At 45.5% G+C, this 17383-nt stretch carries 16 protein-coding genes and 1 tRNA gene; 14 read left to right on the plus strand and 3 right to left on the minus strand.

All coding sequences use genetic code 11. The features are described 5' to 3' along the window. Positions 1 to 14: 14 nt before the first annotated feature. The 5 genes from truA to Q1A23_RS01830 all read left to right on the plus strand — a co-directional run bounded on the left by truA (position 15) and on the right by Q1A23_RS01830 (position 5378). Positions 15 to 767, plus strand: a complete 753-nt coding sequence (gene truA, locus Q1A23_RS01810; protein ID WP_299818631.1) for a tRNA pseudouridine(38-40) synthase TruA — start codon at positions 15 to 17, stop codon at positions 765 to 767. Between the two features lie 12 nt (positions 768 to 779). Further along, complete coding sequence (locus Q1A23_RS01815) at positions 780 to 2087, plus strand: cystathionine gamma-synthase family protein (RefSeq protein WP_299818634.1); 1308 nt, start codon at positions 780 to 782, stop codon at positions 2085 to 2087. A 307-nt stretch (positions 2088 to 2394) separates the two neighbouring features. Then, positions 2395 to 4164 carry an ABC transporter ATP-binding protein gene (locus Q1A23_RS01820; protein WP_299818637.1) on the plus strand — a complete coding sequence of 590 codons (1770 nt, stop codon included), beginning with the start codon at positions 2395 to 2397 and terminating at the stop codon, positions 4162 to 4164. Next, complete coding sequence (locus Q1A23_RS01825; RefSeq protein WP_299818640.1) at positions 4161 to 4679, plus strand: GyrI-like domain-containing protein; 519 nt, start codon at positions 4161 to 4163, stop codon at positions 4677 to 4679. The genes Q1A23_RS01820 and Q1A23_RS01825 overlap by 4 nt, the downstream gene beginning before the upstream one ends. Before the next feature lie 93 nt (positions 4680 to 4772). After that, entirely contained in the window at positions 4773 to 5378 is a 606-nt protein-coding gene (locus tag Q1A23_RS01830) for a TetR/AcrR family transcriptional regulator (RefSeq protein WP_299818643.1), read from the plus strand. 117 nt (positions 5379 to 5495) lie between these two features. Here Q1A23_RS01830 and Q1A23_RS01835 read toward each other — a convergent pair whose 3' ends face one another. Further along, a complete protein-coding gene (locus Q1A23_RS01835; protein ID WP_299818646.1) occupies positions 5496 to 5906 on the minus strand; it encodes a hypothetical protein in 411 nt (136 codons plus the stop codon). Positions 5907 to 6041: 135 nt separating this feature from the next. Then, positions 6042 to 7826 (minus strand): ABC transporter ATP-binding protein, encoded by a 1785-nt coding sequence (locus tag Q1A23_RS01840; protein ID WP_299818649.1) that lies wholly within the window; start codon positions 7824 to 7826, stop codon positions 6042 to 6044. A gap of 150 nt (positions 7827 to 7976) precedes the next feature. On the opposite strand from Q1A23_RS01840, the gene Q1A23_RS01845 reads away from it, so the two are divergent. The 8 genes from Q1A23_RS01845 to coaE all read left to right on the plus strand — a co-directional run bounded on the left by Q1A23_RS01845 (position 7977) and on the right by coaE (position 14355). Then, positions 7977 to 9074 (plus strand): Glu/Leu/Phe/Val dehydrogenase, encoded by a 1098-nt coding sequence (locus tag Q1A23_RS01845; RefSeq protein WP_299818652.1) that lies wholly within the window; start codon positions 7977 to 7979, stop codon positions 9072 to 9074. Between the two features lie 224 nt (positions 9075 to 9298). Further along, positions 9299 to 10471: a transcription antitermination factor NusB gene (gene nusB / locus Q1A23_RS01850; protein WP_299818655.1), complete on the plus strand. Its 1173-nt coding sequence runs from the start codon at positions 9299 to 9301 to the stop codon at positions 10469 to 10471. An 80-nt stretch (positions 10472 to 10551) separates the two neighbouring features. Beyond that, positions 10552 to 10857 (plus strand): YtxH domain-containing protein, encoded by a 306-nt coding sequence (locus Q1A23_RS01855; protein ID WP_299818658.1) that lies wholly within the window; start codon positions 10552 to 10554, stop codon positions 10855 to 10857. Positions 10858 to 10859: 2 nt separating this feature from the next. Continuing rightward, positions 10860 to 11858 carry an isocitrate/isopropylmalate family dehydrogenase gene (locus Q1A23_RS01860; RefSeq protein WP_299818661.1) on the plus strand — a complete coding sequence of 333 codons (999 nt, stop codon included), beginning with the start codon at positions 10860 to 10862 and terminating at the stop codon, positions 11856 to 11858. A gap of 19 nt (positions 11859 to 11877) precedes the next feature. Beyond that, complete coding sequence (locus Q1A23_RS01865; RefSeq protein WP_299818664.1) at positions 11878 to 12420, plus strand: DUF1573 domain-containing protein; 543 nt, start codon at positions 11878 to 11880, stop codon at positions 12418 to 12420. A gap of 30 nt (positions 12421 to 12450) precedes the next feature. Continuing rightward, on the plus strand, positions 12451 to 12759 hold the full coding sequence (gene yajC / locus Q1A23_RS01870; protein ID WP_299818667.1) for a preprotein translocase subunit YajC: 309 nt from the start codon (positions 12451 to 12453) through the stop codon (positions 12757 to 12759). A 5-nt stretch (positions 12760 to 12764) separates the two neighbouring features. After that, entirely contained in the window at positions 12765 to 13745 is a 981-nt protein-coding gene (locus Q1A23_RS01875) for a hypothetical protein (protein ID WP_299818670.1), read from the plus strand. A gap of 7 nt (positions 13746 to 13752) precedes the next feature. Beyond that, positions 13753 to 14355 (plus strand): dephospho-CoA kinase, encoded by a 603-nt coding sequence (gene coaE / locus Q1A23_RS01880; protein ID WP_299818673.1) that lies wholly within the window; start codon positions 13753 to 13755, stop codon positions 14353 to 14355. 178 nt (positions 14356 to 14533) lie between these two features. On the opposite strand, the gene Q1A23_RS01885 is transcribed toward coaE, so the two are convergent. Then, positions 14534 to 14611 (minus strand) — tRNA-Val (locus tag Q1A23_RS01885). A 188-nt stretch (positions 14612 to 14799) separates the two neighbouring features. On the opposite strand from Q1A23_RS01885, the gene Q1A23_RS01890 reads away from it, so the two are divergent. After that, the gene (locus Q1A23_RS01890; RefSeq protein WP_299818676.1) at positions 14800 to 17316 is read left to right on the plus strand and encodes an AsmA-like C-terminal region-containing protein; all 2517 of its coding nucleotides are present in this window, start codon (positions 14800 to 14802) and stop codon (positions 17314 to 17316) included. Positions 17317 to 17383: the final 67 nt, after the last annotated feature.

Genomic DNA, 17383 nt, shown 5'->3' on the forward strand with positions numbered 1-17383 from the left:
TATATATTTGCCATATGCGGTATTTTTTAGAGATAGCCTATGATGGAGGGCGTTTTCATGGGTGGCAGGTGCAGCCAAATGCGCTGTCGGTGCAGGAGGTGTTGGAAGATAGCCTAAGCAAGATATTACGTGAGAAAATAAGTACCACCGGCAGCGGCCGAACCGATACCGGTGTGCACGCCAGCCAGCAGTTCGTACACTTCGACACAGCACAGCAACTAGACCTAAAGCACATCGTGTACCGCCTCAACCGTATACTTCCGGATGACATCTCAGCCATAAAATTATACTTGGTGACAGATGAGGCGCATGCCCGCTACGATGCCTTTGCCCGTACGTACCACTACCATGTTACATTGCATAAAAACCCATTTAAGCGCCACTTTGCGTGGTACCATAGCAAGCCGTTGGATGTGCCTAAGATGAACGAAGCAGCTGCTATACTTTTAAAGTATGAGGATTTTACTACATTTAGTAAAGTAAAAGGCGATACCAAACATTACCGTTGCAACATGTACAAAGCGCATTGGCAACAGGAAGGGGAGGAACTGGTGTTCACAATCAGAGCTAACCGTTTTTTACGTGGGATGGTGCGCCTGGTAGTGGGAGCTTTGGTAGATGTAGGGCGTGGAAAGTTAACAGCAGAGGCCTTTGAGCAGGTAATCGCCAGCCAGGACCGCAGCAAAGCCAGCGGGGCCGCACCGGCAGAAGGCTTATACTTAGCCAAAGTAGAGTATCCTGAGAATATTTTTGAAACATCACTCTAAAAGATAAAATCTATGCAACTGGAAGAAGACCATCTGGGGCCGCATTTAAATGGTAAACACCTGCGGCCAGAAAGCTTAATGATGAGTTACGGGTATAACCCCGAATGGTCGGAAATGGCCGTAAAAGCACCAATTTACCAAACCTCTACATTCATTTTCAAAAACGCTGAAGAGGGTAAGGCATTTTTTGAGCTGGCTTATGGCTTACGCGAGAAAAACGCTGAAGAGCAATTGGGCCTTATTTACAGCCGCCTTAACAACCCCGACCTGGAAATACTGGAGAACCGCCTCCGCCTCTGGGATGGTGCCGAAGACGCAGCTGTTTTTGCCAGCGGCATGGCCGCCATCAGTACAACCTTGCTGGCCCTGCTAAAGCCCGGCGACGTTATACTGCACAGCGAACCCATTTACGGCGGTTCTGATTATTACATCAAAAACATCCTTCCAAAGTTTGGCATCCAAAGTATAGGCTTTCAGGCAAGTGCCACCGCCCAAGAGGTTTCTCAATTACTGGATGAGTCTGGGGTAGCCGATAAACTGGCGATGGTTTACGTAGAAACACCAGCTAACCCAACCAACCACCTGGTAGATATCGAAGCCTGCGCACTATTGGCTAAAAAGCATTCTACTGCTGATAAGAAGGTGGTAGTAGCAGTAGATAACACGTTTCTGGGGCCTGTTTTTTCGCACCCGTTAAAGCACGGCGCTGATTTAGTTTTATACTCAGCTACAAAATACATTGGCGGCCACTCAGATTTAATAGCAGGAGCCTGTGCAGGTTCTGCAGCGTTGATGAAGGCTGTAAAAGGCATGCGTACATTTGCCGGCTCTATGGCTAGCCCCTGGACAGGTTGGATGCTGATGCGAAGCCTTGAAACGCTTAAAATTAGAATGGAAGCGCAAAGCAGAGGTGCAGAAACTGTAGCAGCATACTTAAAGCAGCACCCGAAAGTGGAGAAGATCTACTATCTGGGCGATCTAGAGGGTAACCCACAGCAACAGGCTATCTACGAAAAGCAATGCACCGCAGCAGGCTCTATGATAGCGTTTGATATCAAAGGAGGCGAGAAAGAAGCTTTTACTTTCCTTAACAACCTGAAGCTGATAAAGCTGGCAGTAAGTTTAGGTGGCACAGAGTCGCTTGCCGAACACCCGGCCTCTATGACACACTCAGACATCTGTCTTGCCGACCGTGCTAAAATGGGCATAGGTGAGGGCATGGTAAGAATATCTGTTGGCGTAGAGCATCCCGGGGACATTATCTCTGACATTGAACAAGCTTTAGCCAAAGTAGAGATAGCCGTAGAAGCAGAGGTATAAAGTATAAAATTTGAAGTACGGGAAAGGCTGGAGCTGTTATGGTTTCAGCCTTTATGTTTTTGAGCACACCAAAGCCAGAAGTGAAAGTGTAGGCAAATAAAACTGATGAACACCAGCAGCTAGATAAGCAGAAGTAAGGTATAAATCAGCGCCAACAGTAGCTCTAAAGTATAAATCACTTTTACCCACATCATAAATCCTAAAAAACCTCCTCCGAAACCATTAACTTTGCAACCGGTTAAAAGTAAAGGCACGTACAGAAGAAACTGTGCGTTCACTCATTAACCTTAAAGGCTGAAGACTCACTTTGGAAGATAAACCCAAAAATACCGGTAAAGTATTCGACTCGGATATACTGAAGCGGCTGTTCACGTTTGTGAAGCCCTATATCGGTATTTTCTACTTTATCGTTTTCCTTACATTTGCCTCGGCTATACTGGCTGCGGTGCGGCCCTTCCTGATACAGTATACTGTAGATAATGAAATTCTGCAGAACGACTGGGAGGGACTGAACAAAATGTTCGTGATACTGGCGGTGCTGTTGGTAGTGCATGCTATTGTGCAGTACCTGCATACTTATTTTGCAGGGTGGCTGGGGCAGCACGTAGTGCGCGATATACGCATTAAACTCTACCGCCACGTACTGGACCTGCGCCTCAAATTCTTCGACCGCACACCAATTGGCACACTTGTAACCCGCAATGTATCTGACGTGGAAACGCTGTCGGATGTGTTAAGCGAGGGCCTGGCTGCCATGATAGGCGATATTCTGCAGTTGGTGTTTATCGTTGGCTTTATGTTCTACATTGATTGGGAACTTACGCTGGTAAGCTTGTCCACCTTCCCGATCATGCTCATCAGTACCTACATCTTTAAAGAGAAAATAAAAGATACTTTCCAAGAGGTGCGTACGGCTGTGGCAAGGCTAAACTCTTTTGTGCAGGAGCATATCACCGGCATGAGCATCGTGCAAATCTTCAACAACGAAGACCGCGAGATGGACAAGTTCAAGGAGATTAACAAAGAGCATACCCGCGCCAACATCCGATCTGTTTTATACTACTCAGTATACTTTCCGGTGGCAGAGATTATCGGTGCGGCTGGTTTAGGTTTGCTGGTGTGGTACGGTGCCCATGGCGTGATTGAGGACGAAACATCGCTGGGTACACTAATGGCTTTTATACTTTACATCCAGATGTTCTTCCGGCCAATACGCATGATCGCCGACCGTTTTAACACGCTGCAGCTGGGTGTTGTAAGCACAGAGCGTTTGATGAAGCTGTTGGATAGCAAAGAAATGATTCCGGATAACGGCAATTATGCTCCTGAGAAGATTAAAGGTAACATCCGGTTTGAGAACGTATGGTTTGCCTACAACGACGAGGAGTGGGTGCTGCGCGATATTTCGTTTGATGTAAAAGCCGGCGAAACCATTGCATTTGTGGGCGCGACAGGTGCAGGAAAAACATCTATCATCAACCTGCTAAACCGTTTTTACGAGATAAACAAAGGACATATCATCATTGATGGCCACGACCTGCAGGAGTATGACCTGAGCGTGCTGCGCCATCATATTGGTGTTGTGCTGCAGGATGTGTTTCTGTTTTCCGGCACCATTGCCGATAACATCAGCCTGGGCAACAAAGCCATCACAGAAGAGCAGATGTGGCAAGCCGCTGACTTAGTGGGAGCCCGAAAATTTATAGAACGGCTGCCCGGTGGCCTGCACTACAAGGTAATGGAACGTGGGGCAACTCTATCGGTAGGGCAGCGCCAGCTCATATCCTTTGTAAGAGCCATGGTTTACAACCCGGAGGTCATCATCCTTGATGAGGCCACCTCCAGCGTGGACTCCGAAACCGAAGAACTGATACAGTACGCGATAGATAAACTGATGCACGGGCGTACCTCTATTGTAATTGCCCACCGCCTCAGCACCATCCAAAAAGCAGATAAAATAATTGTGCTGGACAGGGGAGAGCTGAAGGAAATGGGCAACCACGAAGAACTGCTGCAGCAGAACGGTTATTACGCGCAGCTGCACCAGATGCAATACAAGAACATGATTGATTTATGAGAAAACTCTTCTACGTGTTGGCCGGCCTGGCCATTATTCTGTTAGTGCTTTATACTTACATGGGCGGTTTTACGAAGCCAGATGTGACACTTGCTACCTCCAAAACCATTTATGTGGCGGGGCAGCCTTTCGAAGGATCAGTAAAAGACGAAACTTTGGGCAATGCTTTTCAGAGGGCAGCAAAGCTGGTAGAAAGTAAAGAACTAGAAGGTGTGCTGGGTAATATTTATTATAACGACCCTGACAAAAGCGGCGACAGCCTAAAAGCTTTTGTAGGCGTAATAGTGCCTAATGCCGATGTGAAACTGCCCGAAGGCTATACTATGCGCACAGTAGAGGGAGGTAAAAAAGTTGTAAGAGCCGAGGTGAATGCCAGCATCATGTTATCGCCTAAAAAGCTTTATGGTGCCGTGTATGATTATGCCGAAGAAGAGAAGCTGAAACTGGAGGACTTCTACGTGGAGTGGTTTCCGGAGCAGGATAGAGGTATAGTAGAAATACCGGTAAAGCAGTAGGCATTTAGTTTATACTTGCAAGTATAAATTTAAGCTTTAACTTTGGTTCCGGGGCTGCACTACTCACCTGCCCTTATACAACAGCAGACAACCTTGGGTAAAAAAGCAGAGGCGAAAAAAGAGCTGATACTGGAAGCAGCAAAATCGGTGTTTGGCAGGCTGGGTTACAGCAAAGCTACCCTCGATGACATTGCACATGCCATTGGCCTGAAAAAGCCTACGCTTTACTATTACTACAAAAGCAAAGAGGTTCTGTTTATTGAGGCATTCTCTCAGGAGTGGAAAGATAGTCTGTCGCATTTAAAGCGCATCGCCGAAGAAGAGCGAAACCCGCACGAGCGTATGCTGCTGTACATCCGTTCCTCGCTGCGTTATTACCAGGAAATTGTAACGCAGCACACCATTTCTATCAGAGTTCTTATCGAAACGCGAACGCTCTTCCAGGAGCTTTTTAGAGAGTCGCGGGCAAAGGAGGCAAATTACTATGCTGCCGTAATTAAAGAGGGTATAGCCAACGGTACTTACATACCCTGCGAAGCCGAACGGGTAGGGTACTCCATTATGGTGGTAAAAGACCTTATTCAGTTTGAAGAATTCCAGCGCGCCGAATTTCACAAATTGGATTCCATTGACTTCGCAAAGATTGAGCGCGATGTGCTGTTTACGGTAAGCCTTATACTTAACGGCATTACTCACTAACGGGGCTGCTCTTGCTTAAAGTATAAAACAAAACGCCCCGACCACACACATGTATAGCAGGAGCGTTATATGACTTATAGTTAAGCCAGTTTCTTGAATTTATACTTACAGGCAGCTTTAATGCGTAGCTCTGTATTGGTCAAGTTTGGCCCTTAATGCCTCTACATTTGGATGATGCCCTTTAGCAACTTCTGCGGCATCCAGTTCTATCAGCATATCCTTCATCTGCTTTAGGTATGCGGCCTTGTCTTTTTTAAGGCAACCTTTCTGGTGATCGGGGCAGGTACCGTCGGCATTCATAGGTTTAAACATGCTACCCTCGCCATAAATTAGCCACTGCGGGTTCAGGTCTTTAAAATTTTTAACGATTGCAACCAAGTCGTCGAGTAGGTAGTTCTGGCCCGAGATGATATTGGAAAGGGTGGTTTCGTCGCTGCCGGTCATGGATTTAAGCTGATCCATTTCCAACTCTTTAAGGTTTGTGTAAAACCTGAATCTTTTACCTATTTGTTGTAAGTCGATGGCCATAAACGCAGATTTTTAATTTGATTTAAATTGCTATACGTTGGTATAACAGAATCTGTACAAAAAAAATCCCGCAATCTTAAAATGCCTGTAAATGTAACGCTATCGGCAGCGAGAGGCAGCAAGTAAAAAGTAAGCTTACTCTAAATCCTCAGACTGCAGCTGGCGCTCGTACAATACTTTGTACAAACCATCCTGGCCAATAAGCTCTTCGTGCGTGCCATGCTGTACTATCTCTCCGTCATCGAGCACCAAAATTCTATCAGCCAGTTTTACAGATGATACCCTGTGAGAAATGATGATGGAAGTACGGTTGGCCATGATGCGGCGCAGGCTGTTAAGTATGGCATTCTCGGTTTTGGTATCAACTGCCGAAAGCGAATCGTCGAGGATAAGTATACTTGGCTCGCGCACCAAGGCACGGGCAATAGATACACGCTGCTTTTGTCCACCTGATAATGTAATGCCACGCTCACCTAATTTAGTCTCAAATTTTTCCGGGAAGCGCATAATGTTTTCAAACACATCGGCATCTTTAGTAGACTGCACCATTTGCTCCTCGGTTATACTTGGCAAGCCAAACCCAATGTTGTTGCTGATGCTATCGGAGAAGAGGAACACATCCTGCGGTACGTAACCTATTTGGCTGCGCAGGCTTTTCAGGTTATAGTCGCGCACGTCAACACCGTCTATTAAAATGCGGCCCCCGGTGGCATCGTACATGCGCGGCAGCAGGTTGGCAATGGTGCTTTTTCCTGAGCCGGTGTTACCGATAACTGCCAGCGTTTCGCCGTGGTTAATGTTGAAGGATACGTTCTTTAGCGCATGAATATTCGTGTCGGGGTAAACAAAGTCCACATTCTCGAAGCGGATGTCGCCTATAATCTCTTTGCTCACGTTTTCACGGGAAACAATATCATTTTTGGTGTGTAGAAACTCGTTAATGCGCGCCTGTGATGCGGCGGCACGCTGTACCAGGCTGGCTGTCCAGCCAAGAGAGGTTACCGGCCAGGTAAGCATGTTTACGTAAATGATAAACTCTGCAATGTTGCCGGTGGTTATACTTCCGTTAATCACCTCCTGGCCGCCTATGTAAATTGTGATGATCGTGCTCAGGCCAACCAGGAACAGCACCAGCGGGAAAAACAGCGAGTTAACGAAGTTTAGCTCCAGCGACTTGTCCTTGTAAGTATTGCTGGCATTGGTAAAGTTGTTATGAGAGTCATCTTCCCGCACAAAAGATTTTAAGACGCGAATACCTGAAAAAGCCTCCTGCACAAAAGTGGTTATACCCGAAAGGCTTTTCTGAATCTCGTCAGACTTGCGCTCTATAATATTGTTTACATAATAGATGCTGATAGCAAGTATAGGCAGCGGGATCAAGGTATACATGGTCAGTTTCACGTTAACTGAAAGCATGTAAGGGATAACCATCAGGAACAGCACCACCAGGTTAATGCCATACATGATAGCCGGACCTACGTACATGCGCACACGGCTTACATCTTCTGAGATGCGCGCCATTAGATCGCCGGTGTTGTTTTTGCGGTAAAAGCTCAGGGGCAGGCTTTGGTAGTGCTCGTAAATATCGTTCTTCAGGTCGTTCTCAATCAGGCGGCTCATCACAATAATGGTTTGGCGCACAAAAAACAGGAACACGCCCCGTAGCAGCGCCATTACCAAAATAACAACACCGTAAACCAGTATGCTTCTGGCAAATACATCGTAAATGGTACTTTGCTGGTCCAGGCCCTCGTAAAGCCCGTGCAGGTTAATGCCCTCTTTTATCAGGTTAAAAGCATGGCGCACCACCTGGGCAGGCAAAATCTGGAAGAAGTTAGAGATGATTGTAAACACAAGGCCCCACAGGAGCCTGTATTTATACTTCAGTAGATATTTATTTAAGTAGCGTAATGATTTCACAGCGAAAGTTTAAGCTCTAGGGCTTTTACGTAGAGAGTCAAAGTTCAAATTGAATTAATCAAAAAAAGAATTAATTTTGCAGCATGAAACGGGAAGGGGTAACCCGTCTCATTCACACAAAGATAGAAGAACCCTTAATCAATTACATAAATGGTCGAAATTAAAGAAGTAGAACTGAAAGACGAGTCAGTCTTTGGTCAAATTTCAGAGTACAATCACGAGAAGGTTGTTTTCTGCCATGACCACGAAACAGGCTTGAAAGCTATCATCGGCATCCACAACACAGTATTAGGCCCTGCATTGGGTGGTACGCGTATGTGGTCTTATGCTTCTGAGGCGGAAGCGTTGGATGATGTGTTGCGTCTTTCTAGAGGTATGACCTACAAGGCTGCTATTTCAGGCCTTAACCTGGGTGGCGGTAAAGCTGTTATTATTGGCGATGCCAAAAAAGATAAATCAGAGGCATTAATGCGCCGTTATGGCCGTTTCGTGAAGAACCTGAACGGTGCTTACATTACTGCCGAAGACGTAGGGACGACTACAAAGGATATGGAGTACATCAAGATGGAAACAGATCACGTAGCCGGCTTGCCTGAGTCTATGGGCGGTAGCGGAGATCCTTCTCCGGTAACTGCTTACGGTACCTACATGGGTATGAAAGCCGCTGCTAAGAAAGCTTATGGCTCTGACTCATTAGAAGGCAAGAAGATATCTGTACAAGGTGTTGGCCACGTTGGTGGTTACCTGGTAGAGCTGCTTGCAAAGGAAAATGCGCAGGTTTTCATTACCGATATTTATGAAGACCGCTTACGCGAGATCTCTAGCAAGTATGGCTCTAAGATAGTAAGCATGGATGAGATCTACGACCTGGATGTGGATATCTACGCTCCATGTGCGCTAGGCGGAACGATTAACGACGCAACTATTGAGCGTTTAAAGTGCCAGATTATTGCTGGTAGCGCAAACAACCAGCTGCGTAACGAAGATGTGCACGGACCTGCTCTGATAGAGAAAGGCATTATTTACGCACCAGACTTCCTGATTAACGCAGGTGGTTTGATCAATGTATACTCTGAGCTGCAGGGTTATAACCGCGAGAGTGCTTACGCACAGACAGAGCGTATCTACGGTTATACGTTGGATATTTTCGAGCTTGCTGAGAAAGAAGGCATCCACAACCAGGTTGCTGCAATGAAAATGGCTGAGAAGCGTATTCAGAGCATCGGCAAGGTTCACTCTACTTACTAAGCAACGATACAACATTAGTGATACCGTTGAAAACAAAAGTGCTGCACTAACCTGTGGCACTTTTGCTTTACACGGCTAAGATAAAAAAGGAACTATAAGCAGACTGCATTGCATTTAAGTTTATAGTATAAATTGCCGGGCAGGCAGTCTGGTTAAAGTATAAGGTGCCAAGGCACCAACCAATTAGAATAACATTAATCAAATACGCTCTTTAAAATAAGAATATGCTCAACCGCAGAACACTACGAATCAAGGCGATGCAAGCCATTTATGCCTATCAGCAGGCCGAAGGTTCAGATTATCTGCTGGCGCTGGACCAGATAAGCGAGGAGTTTGCCCCAGACCTGAACTCAATGGAAGTGCAGGACAAAAAACTGCTCGAAGGCAAAAAGCAAATCGCTCAACTACTTTTTAAAGAGTGGTACGAAACACACCAGCTTGAATCCGAAGAAACTGACCAGGAGATAACAAGTGCGGTGAACAGAGCTATTGCTTACTACAACAATCTCAAAAACAAAGACTACAAGTACTACGGCAACCAAATGCTAAGTGCAGTAGAGCGTATTTACGACCACTACGTTGGCACACTTCAGATACTGGAGATTATCAACAGCCTGATAGAGGAAGAAGAAGAGAAAAAAGCAAACCGCTATACTGCTGCCACCGGCCCTGATACAAAAGCTTTCCTTAACAACCGAGTAGCGCAGCGCCTGCTCCAGAACGAGTCTTACAAGCAAGCCATTATTCGCCGGAACATAAGCTGGGGCTCTGATATTAGTGAGATACGCTCGGTTTACAAGAACCTGCTGAAGCAAGACGAAGCGTTTTTAGCATACATAGCTTTGCCCGCTCCAACCCTGGAAGAGGACGGAGATATAGTGAAACATATTTTCAAAAACATTATCTTTAAAGAAAAAAACTTACAATCTTTGTTTGAAGAGCAGGATTTGAACTGGGTAGAAAACAAAGCAATTGTAAAAAGCCTGGTAAACAAAACCCTGAAGATGTTTAGCGAGGAGGCCGAAGAAGAACCAGTTCTTTTAAACCTGTCTGCCAACTGGGAAGACGATAAAGCATTTTTTGAAGAGCTATACTTCCAGACTATACAAGAAGATGAGAAGTATGAAGAAATGGTAGCAACCAGCGTTAAAAACTGGGATGTAGAACGTGTTGCCCTGCTGGATAAGATCATACTAAAGATGGCGCTTTGCGAAATGCACATCTTCCGAAGCATACCTGTAAAAGTTACCATCAACGAGTACATCGAAATCTCTAAGCTTTACAGCACGCCAAAAAGCAAGCAGTTTATTAACGGTGTATTGGATAAGATGGCGCAGGAGCTTGCAACCAAAGGCGAAATTCGTAAGTCAGGTCGTGGCTTGATAGATAATAAATAAGCTGTAGAAATTGGGCTGGCCGGCAGAGTGAAATCGCCGTAAAAGGAAAAAATTGTACCCGTTTATATAGATATAAAAACATGAGTAAGAAGACAAGCAACTTACTAGCCTTTGTGTCTGGCGCTGCCGTTGGTGCTGCAGCCGGCATTTTGTTCGCCCCTGAAAAAGGTAGAGAAACGCGTAGCTGGCTTAGCTACCGCCTGGAAAGATACCGCGACACCCTATCTGATTTATTGGAGCAGCTGATTGCAAGAGAAGACAGCCTGCCATCAAGCGCAAAGTTTGAGGGGCAACGGGTAATACAAGATGCAAAAGACAAAGCCGAGAAATTACTGGGCGATGTAGACTCATTGATAAACGAAATAAATAGCCGCAAAGAATTATAAACATGAGACAAGTTACCCTTATTCCTGGCGACGGGATAGGACCTGAGATCACAGAGGCTGTAAAAGCTATTTTTGATGCTGCCAACGTTCCTGTGCAGTGGGAAGAAGAGAACGCCGGACAGACAACATTTGATGCTATTGGCGAGCTGATACCAGCTACGCTGATTACTTCTCTTAACAAAAACCGCGTTGCTTTAAAAGGCCCGATAACCACACCGGTTGGCAAAGGCTTTAAAAGTATAAATGTGCAGCTGCGCCAGATGTTTGACTTATACTCGAACGTAAGGCCTGCAAAGACTACCAAAGGTATTCAAACACGCTTCGAGAATGTAAACTCCGTGTTGTTCCGCGAGAACACCGAAGGTTTGTACTCTGGTCTGGAAATGTTTGATGAGCGCCTGCAGATATCTGATTCTGTAGCCCGTTTAACACGTGTAGGATGCCGTAAAATTGTACGTGCCGCATTTGAGTACGCCAACAAGCACCAATGCAAAAAAGTGACGGCTGTTCATAAGGCAAATATCCTGAAAAGTGCCGGCGCTTTGTTCCTGGACGAGTTTAACACCATCGCAAAAGAATATCCGCACATACAGGCAGACGATAAAATCATCGACAACATGTGCATGCAGCTGGTAGCAAAGCCAGAGCAGTTTGACGTAATCGTAACAACAAACCTTTTCGGCGATATACTGTCTGACCTTTGCGCTGGCCTGGTAGGCGGCCTTGGAGTTGTGGCAGGTGCTAACATTGGTGATGAGATGGCCATTTTTGAAGCTGTGCATGGCTCAGCTCCGGATATTGCTGGCAAGGGAATTGCTAACCCTACAGCGTTGCTTCGTTCTGCTATCATGATGCTGCACCACCTTGACCTGAAGGATGAGGGGAATCGCATTGAGGCAGCACTAGAGGCAACACTTGCAAACCCTCAGGAGTGCACCGGAGATCTTGGAGGCAAAGCTTCAACAATGGAGTTTGCGCAAAATATTATTTCAAAACTCTAAATTCATAATTCCTTTTGATATGAAGAAGAACCTGATTTTAGCAGCAAGCTTTGCTGTGGCAATTTTTGCTGCAGGCTGCGATAGTAACACCGGCAACGACAACGTTACCGGAGCTGAAGCGACAGTAACAGAAACGCCTGCAACTGCACCAGTTGTAGAGAACCCGAATGTAGCCGGAGCTGAAGGTGTGGTTGCGCCAGAAAACGCACCAGTAATTTCTTTCGCTGAAACATCTTATGATTTCGGAACAGTAAAGCAGGGTGAAGTAGTAGAGCATACCTTTAAATTTACTAACACAGGTAAATCACCGCTTGTGATCGAAAGTGCTACCGCTACTTGTGGCTGTACTGTTCCAGATAAACCAGACAAGCCAATTGCTCCAGGTGAGACAGGGGAGATAAAGGTTAACTTTAACAGCACAGGCAAAGCTGGTATGCAGGCTCCTGTTATTACGGTACGCGCCAACACAGTTCCTAATATTACGCAAGTAACATTAAAGGGTACTGTAGAGGCCAATAACATCCCGACAGCAGGTGCTGACGGACCTGTAAAAAGAAACTAAGCTTAAGAGCTGACAAGAGAATACATAAACATGCAAACTATATTTCTACAAGCCGCACCAGACGGAGGCATGCTGCCTCAGTTACTGATGTTTGGCGCCATTATACTTGTTTTCTACTTTTTCATGATCAGGCCACAGCAAAAGAAAGTGCGTGACCAGAAGAAATTCCGTGAAGAACTAACGAAAGGCATGACGGTTATCACCATTGGTGGACTGCATGGCAAATTAGTTAGCGTAGAAGACGATACAGTAATAGTTGAAGTTGATAAAGGCATCAAGCTGACATTCGACAAAACTGCGATCTCGATGGACGCTACTGCCAAGGCTCAAAAAGTTTAGAAGCATTGCCAGTTGAGAAAGTCAAAAATATAGTTCTATGGTTTGCGAAGCCATTCAGGCCACAAACAAAGCAATACTGGAGAGTAGTATTGCTTTGCTTTGTGGCGGCTTCTACCTTTTGGCTGCTTAACGCACTAAATAAAAGCTACTCTACACAAACAACCTACCCCTTAAAGTTCGTTTACAACGAGCAGGAACTTGTTCCTGTAAAGGCGCTGCCAGAAGAGGTGACGATCAATGTTACCGGCAAAGGATGGAAGCTGCTGCGCAAATCGTTGCGCGTAGAAATACAGCCTGCTGAGATTTACATTCGCAGCCTGCCCCGTAACAATTACATACTTGGCTCAGCGTTGCGCCCAGCCCTTGTTAATGCCTTAGATGGCCTTGAGCTTAACTTTGTAGTTACAGATACTTTATACTTTAACTTTAATGCTAAAGTCTCCCGTACGGTAGCACTACAGCTAGACCCGGCCCAAAAAATTACCGGAGACCGTTATGCTGTCTTGGGCCCTGTGGTAATCAGCCCTGATTCTGTTACGTTTGTTGGGCCATCATCAATGGTAGATGAGTTGCCAAGCCCCTTACTGGTGCGCCTGCCCGATGGGCAGCAGTTAACAGAGGCTACTAAAATTAAAGTACCTATAAACTACGATAACAAGTCGCTGGTAAAAGCCAATGCCACTACTGCAGAAGTAACAGTAAATGTGCGGGGATTGGTGCAGGAAGAGCGCCAGATTGTACCCGAAATTGTAAATGCCCCTGCAGGTAAAGAAATATCGTTACGCCCACCCTATGTGCTGGTCCGCTACCAATTACTCGACGACTCAGCAGCCTACCTTAACAGAGATAATTTCAAAGCGATATTAGATTTTAAGCGCTATTCCCGAAGAGATTCTACTTTGGTGCCAGAACTGGTTCAGAAGCCGACAGGCGTACGAAATGTAACGTTATGGCCGGAGCGTGTAAAAGCAATTATAGAAGATTAAGATACTTATGCTAAAAATAGGTATAACCGGAGGCATAGGTGTTGGCAAAACTATCGTAAGCCGTGTGTTCGAATTGCTCGGTATTCCAGTTTATGATTCGGATGGAAGAGCAAAATGGGTAATGCACCACGATGAAGCTCTGAGAGCAGACTTGGTTGCAGCTTACGGAGAGCAGGCTTTTACGCTTGATGGCGATCTTGATAGAAAATACATAGCCTCCGTTGTTTTTAGTGATCCGGAGAAACTGCAGCGCCATAATAACCTGGTGCACCCGCACGTACGCAACGATTTTGCCGCATGGCTTCAGCAGCATGCAGACAAGCCCTACATAATCAAAGAAGCTGCTTTAATGTATGAATCCGGGGCTTGGAAACAGGTAGATAAGATGATTGCAGTATATGCCCCCCTGCAGGTGCGGGTAAACCGGTTGCTCCTGCGCGATGCTCACCGTACCGAGGCAGACATAAAGGCCATTATAGGCAAGCAACTAAGCGAAGAAGAAAAAATGCGCAGGGCCGATTACGTTATCACCAATGATGATCAACAAATGATTGTGCCGCAGGTACTGGCGCTACACCAGCACATACTAGAGCTATCCAAAGCTTACTAAATACTCCACTACTTTCCGTTATTATACTTTCTGCTCTGTTAAGCAGCGGCTATACTATTGCCTGGCCTTTAGCGTTCAGTAAATAGAAATAACCTAGGAATGAGGGGATTAGAGAGGAAGTAAAGGCAGGTTTAGAAAAGTATAGACATAAAAAAAGGACAACTTTTAAGTTGTCCTTTGGTGGGGCGTACTGGATTCGAACCAGTGACCCCCTGCTTGTAAGGCAGGTGCTCTGAACCAGCTGAGCTAACACCCCATTTTTATCTTTTTGAGACCTTTTGTCCCTGTTTGATGATGCAAATATGGGGGTTATTTTTGATACTGCAAAACATTTGAAAAAAAATTCTTAAAATTTTTTTTCAACCATGCGCCGCTATTGTGCGCGTGTTATTCGTGCAGTACCTTTAAGTTTTATAAGGTGCTAAAAATCTGAGCTTTTGCCTGGTGAAGAAACGAGTTGTTAAAAAAATGCTATTTTATACTACTGTTGCTTTTATAGCAACGGCAAGTATAGCATTCGGGTTAGTGTATGCTTATCAGGATAAAATAATTGAGTTGTTTGTGGCTGAGGCTAATAAGCACATCAATACAAAAGTAGAAGTGAGGCAGATTTCCCTGTCCCTGTTTGATAAATTTCCGCAGGTGGCAGTTACCCTGGATGAGGTTAACATACATGAAGGGTTGCCAGAGAGCGAAGAATCGCTGGCTCATGCTAAAAAACTATACTTTACATTCAGTATCTGGGACGTGCTGCGGGGTAAGTATAACATCAGGCAACTGTACATGGAGCAGGGAGAGATCTATGTAAAAGTAATGCCAGATGGCAGCGTCAATTACCTCGTTATTGCTCCTGACTCTACAAACACCGGAAATGAGGACTTTGCTTTTGACCTGGAGCAAATAAACCTACAGGAGGTTACGGTGCATTACATTGACCAGCAGTTAAAGCAATCTTACGAGGTAAGTGCCCACCAACTAGTAGCCGCCTTAGGCATAACCAACGAGTCTATTGCCATTGAAGCTAATGGCAATGCCACCATTCATACAATTATAGTAGGGACAGGCGAATATTTTAAAGGAAAAACCATAACCCTGGCTTCTGCTTTGGATATCAACAGGGCAGCACGTTCAATTCAGTTGCACCCGTCCACAGTAAAAATAGGTGCCGCCGCTTACGAGGTAGGAGGTGCAATTGGCTATGGCGGCCCCACCCAACTCGACCTTAAGCTTGAAGGCCAGAATACAGATGTGCAATCGTTATTGTCCTTGCTACCGCAAAGTATAGCCCAGGAGCTGAACCAATACAGAAGCGAAGGCGAAGTATACTTTAACGGTACTGTAAAAGGAGAGGTGTCTGGTAAAGAGAACCCTGCCATTGCGTTTAATTTTGGCGCACGCAATGCCTCGTTCTACCACCCTGAAGTAAAGCAGCGCATTGATAAAATTAATCTGAAGGGTAGCTTTTCTAACGGAAGCAAACACAACGCGTCTAGCTCAGTTTTGGAGTTGAAGGATCTGTCTGGGGTATTAAACGGACACCGCTTTACAGGTAATTTAAAGTATAGCAATTTCAATAACCCTTCTATTGCCTTTGATATCAAAGGGAAGCTGGATGTGGGTTATGTGCTGGGGCTGGCTAAAATAGAAGAAGTAAGAAGTGGAAGCGGTCTGGCAGATGTACGCATTGCCTTTGCAGGTAATTTAAATGAATTTAAAGCCCGCCCCGGCAACAGCACTTTGAGCACATCCGGAGATATTACCTTGCACAATGTGTCGCTGGCGCTACAGGAGTTGCCCCTGCCATTGCAGCACCTTAACGGGAATTTTATTTTCAAGCACAACGATGTAGCCGTTTCAGACTTTAAAGGCAAGCTAGGCGACTCTGACTTCGTGATAAACGGGATGTTTAAAAACGTAATGGCGTGGCTGCTGCTCGAAAAGCAGCGTTTGCTGGTAGAGGCAGATTTTAGCAGTAATCATATCAACTGCGATCAATTGCTCAGCGAACAGCTTAACACCCCTCAGGAGGCACGTAAAGGCGATCAGAACGATTATAAGTTCATGCTATCCCCAAACATCGCCTTTGACCTGAGCGCTTCTATCAGCAGCGTTAAATTCCGCCGGTTTAAGGCAAAGAATATAAAAGGAGAAGTAAAGCTTCGTAACCAAGTGGTATCGTCGCCTAATATCTCTTTTAATGCGGTGGGTGGTAGCTTTGCTGTACGAGGCAACTTAGATGCCCGCACACGGGAGCATATTAAAGTGAGCACCGCTACTAAGCTGCAAAACATGAGTGTGGACAGCCTGTTCTATGTGTTCGAAAACTTCCAGCAGCATTTTATCATGGATAGCCATTTGCGCGGACAGCTTACAGCAGATATTGTTTCTGATTTATACTTTGATAGCCAGCTAAATGCCAAGACAGACCTGCTGCAGGCCGAAATTGTTGCTACTGTGCGTAACGGCCAGCTCATCAACTTTGCGCCAATGCAAAAGATGTCTGCCTTCGTAAAACGTACTGAACTGGCTAACATGCGTTTTGCAGAGCTGCACAACAGCTTCTGGATACAGCAACGCACTATCTACATTCCAGAAATGGATATTCGGTCTAGCCTTTCGGCAGTACCTACAGTTTCGATATCAGGGCAGCACACATTTGACCAGCAGATGGACTACAAGATTAAACTGCCTCTCTTTAGTGGCCAACGGCCTGATAAAGATGCAGCGTTCGGGGTTGTAGCCTCAGACCCGGGGTCAGGCAATAGCAGTTTGTTCTTAACACTTAAAGGCAAGGAAAGCGATTTTAAAATTGCTTACGACGATGAGCGTGTGCGGCAGAAGATAAAGGCAGACCTGAAGCAGGAAGGGCAGGAACTTAAGGATTTGCTGCGAGGAAAGAAAACACAGGATAAAGAGAAAAAAGTAGAGTTGCAGGAAGGGGAGTATTTCGATTTTGACTAACGATTTTTATGCTTCAGTAGCTTTAGTAGAAGCCAGTACCAGATAGTATAAATAAAAAGCAGACCTT

This window comes from uncultured Pontibacter sp. (genome assembly GCF_947492645.1).
Taxonomy (GTDB): Bacteria; Bacteroidota; Bacteroidia; order Cytophagales; family Hymenobacteraceae; genus Pontibacter.

Bases quoted from the DNA above. Each gene is read 5' to 3' on its own strand.
- truA (WP_299818631.1), top strand. From the start codon at position 15: ATGCGGTATTTTTTAGAGATAGCCTATGATGGAGGGCGTTTTCATGGG.
- Q1A23_RS01815 (WP_299818634.1), top strand. From the start codon at position 780: ATGCAACTGGAAGAAGACCATCTGGGGCCGCATTTAAATGGTAAACAC.
- Q1A23_RS01825 (WP_299818640.1), top strand. From the start codon at position 4,161: ATGAGAAAACTCTTCTACGTGTTGGCCGGCCTGGCCATTATTCTGTTA.
- Q1A23_RS01835 (WP_299818646.1), bottom strand. From the start codon at position 5,906: ATGGCCATCGACTTACAACAAATAGGTAAAAGATTCAGGTTTTACACA.
- Q1A23_RS01845 (WP_299818652.1), top strand. From the start codon at position 7,977: ATGGTCGAAATTAAAGAAGTAGAACTGAAAGACGAGTCAGTCTTTGGT.
- nusB (WP_299818655.1), top strand. From the start codon at position 9,299: ATGCTCAACCGCAGAACACTACGAATCAAGGCGATGCAAGCCATTTAT.
- Q1A23_RS01855 (WP_299818658.1), top strand. From the start codon at position 10,552: ATGAGTAAGAAGACAAGCAACTTACTAGCCTTTGTGTCTGGCGCTGCC.
- Q1A23_RS01860 (WP_299818661.1), top strand. From the start codon at position 10,860: ATGAGACAAGTTACCCTTATTCCTGGCGACGGGATAGGACCTGAGATC.
- Q1A23_RS01865 (WP_299818664.1), top strand. From the start codon at position 11,878: ATGAAGAAGAACCTGATTTTAGCAGCAAGCTTTGCTGTGGCAATTTTT.
- yajC (WP_299818667.1), top strand. From the start codon at position 12,451: ATGCAAACTATATTTCTACAAGCCGCACCAGACGGAGGCATGCTGCCT.
- coaE (WP_299818673.1), top strand. From the start codon at position 13,753: ATGCTAAAAATAGGTATAACCGGAGGCATAGGTGTTGGCAAAACTATC.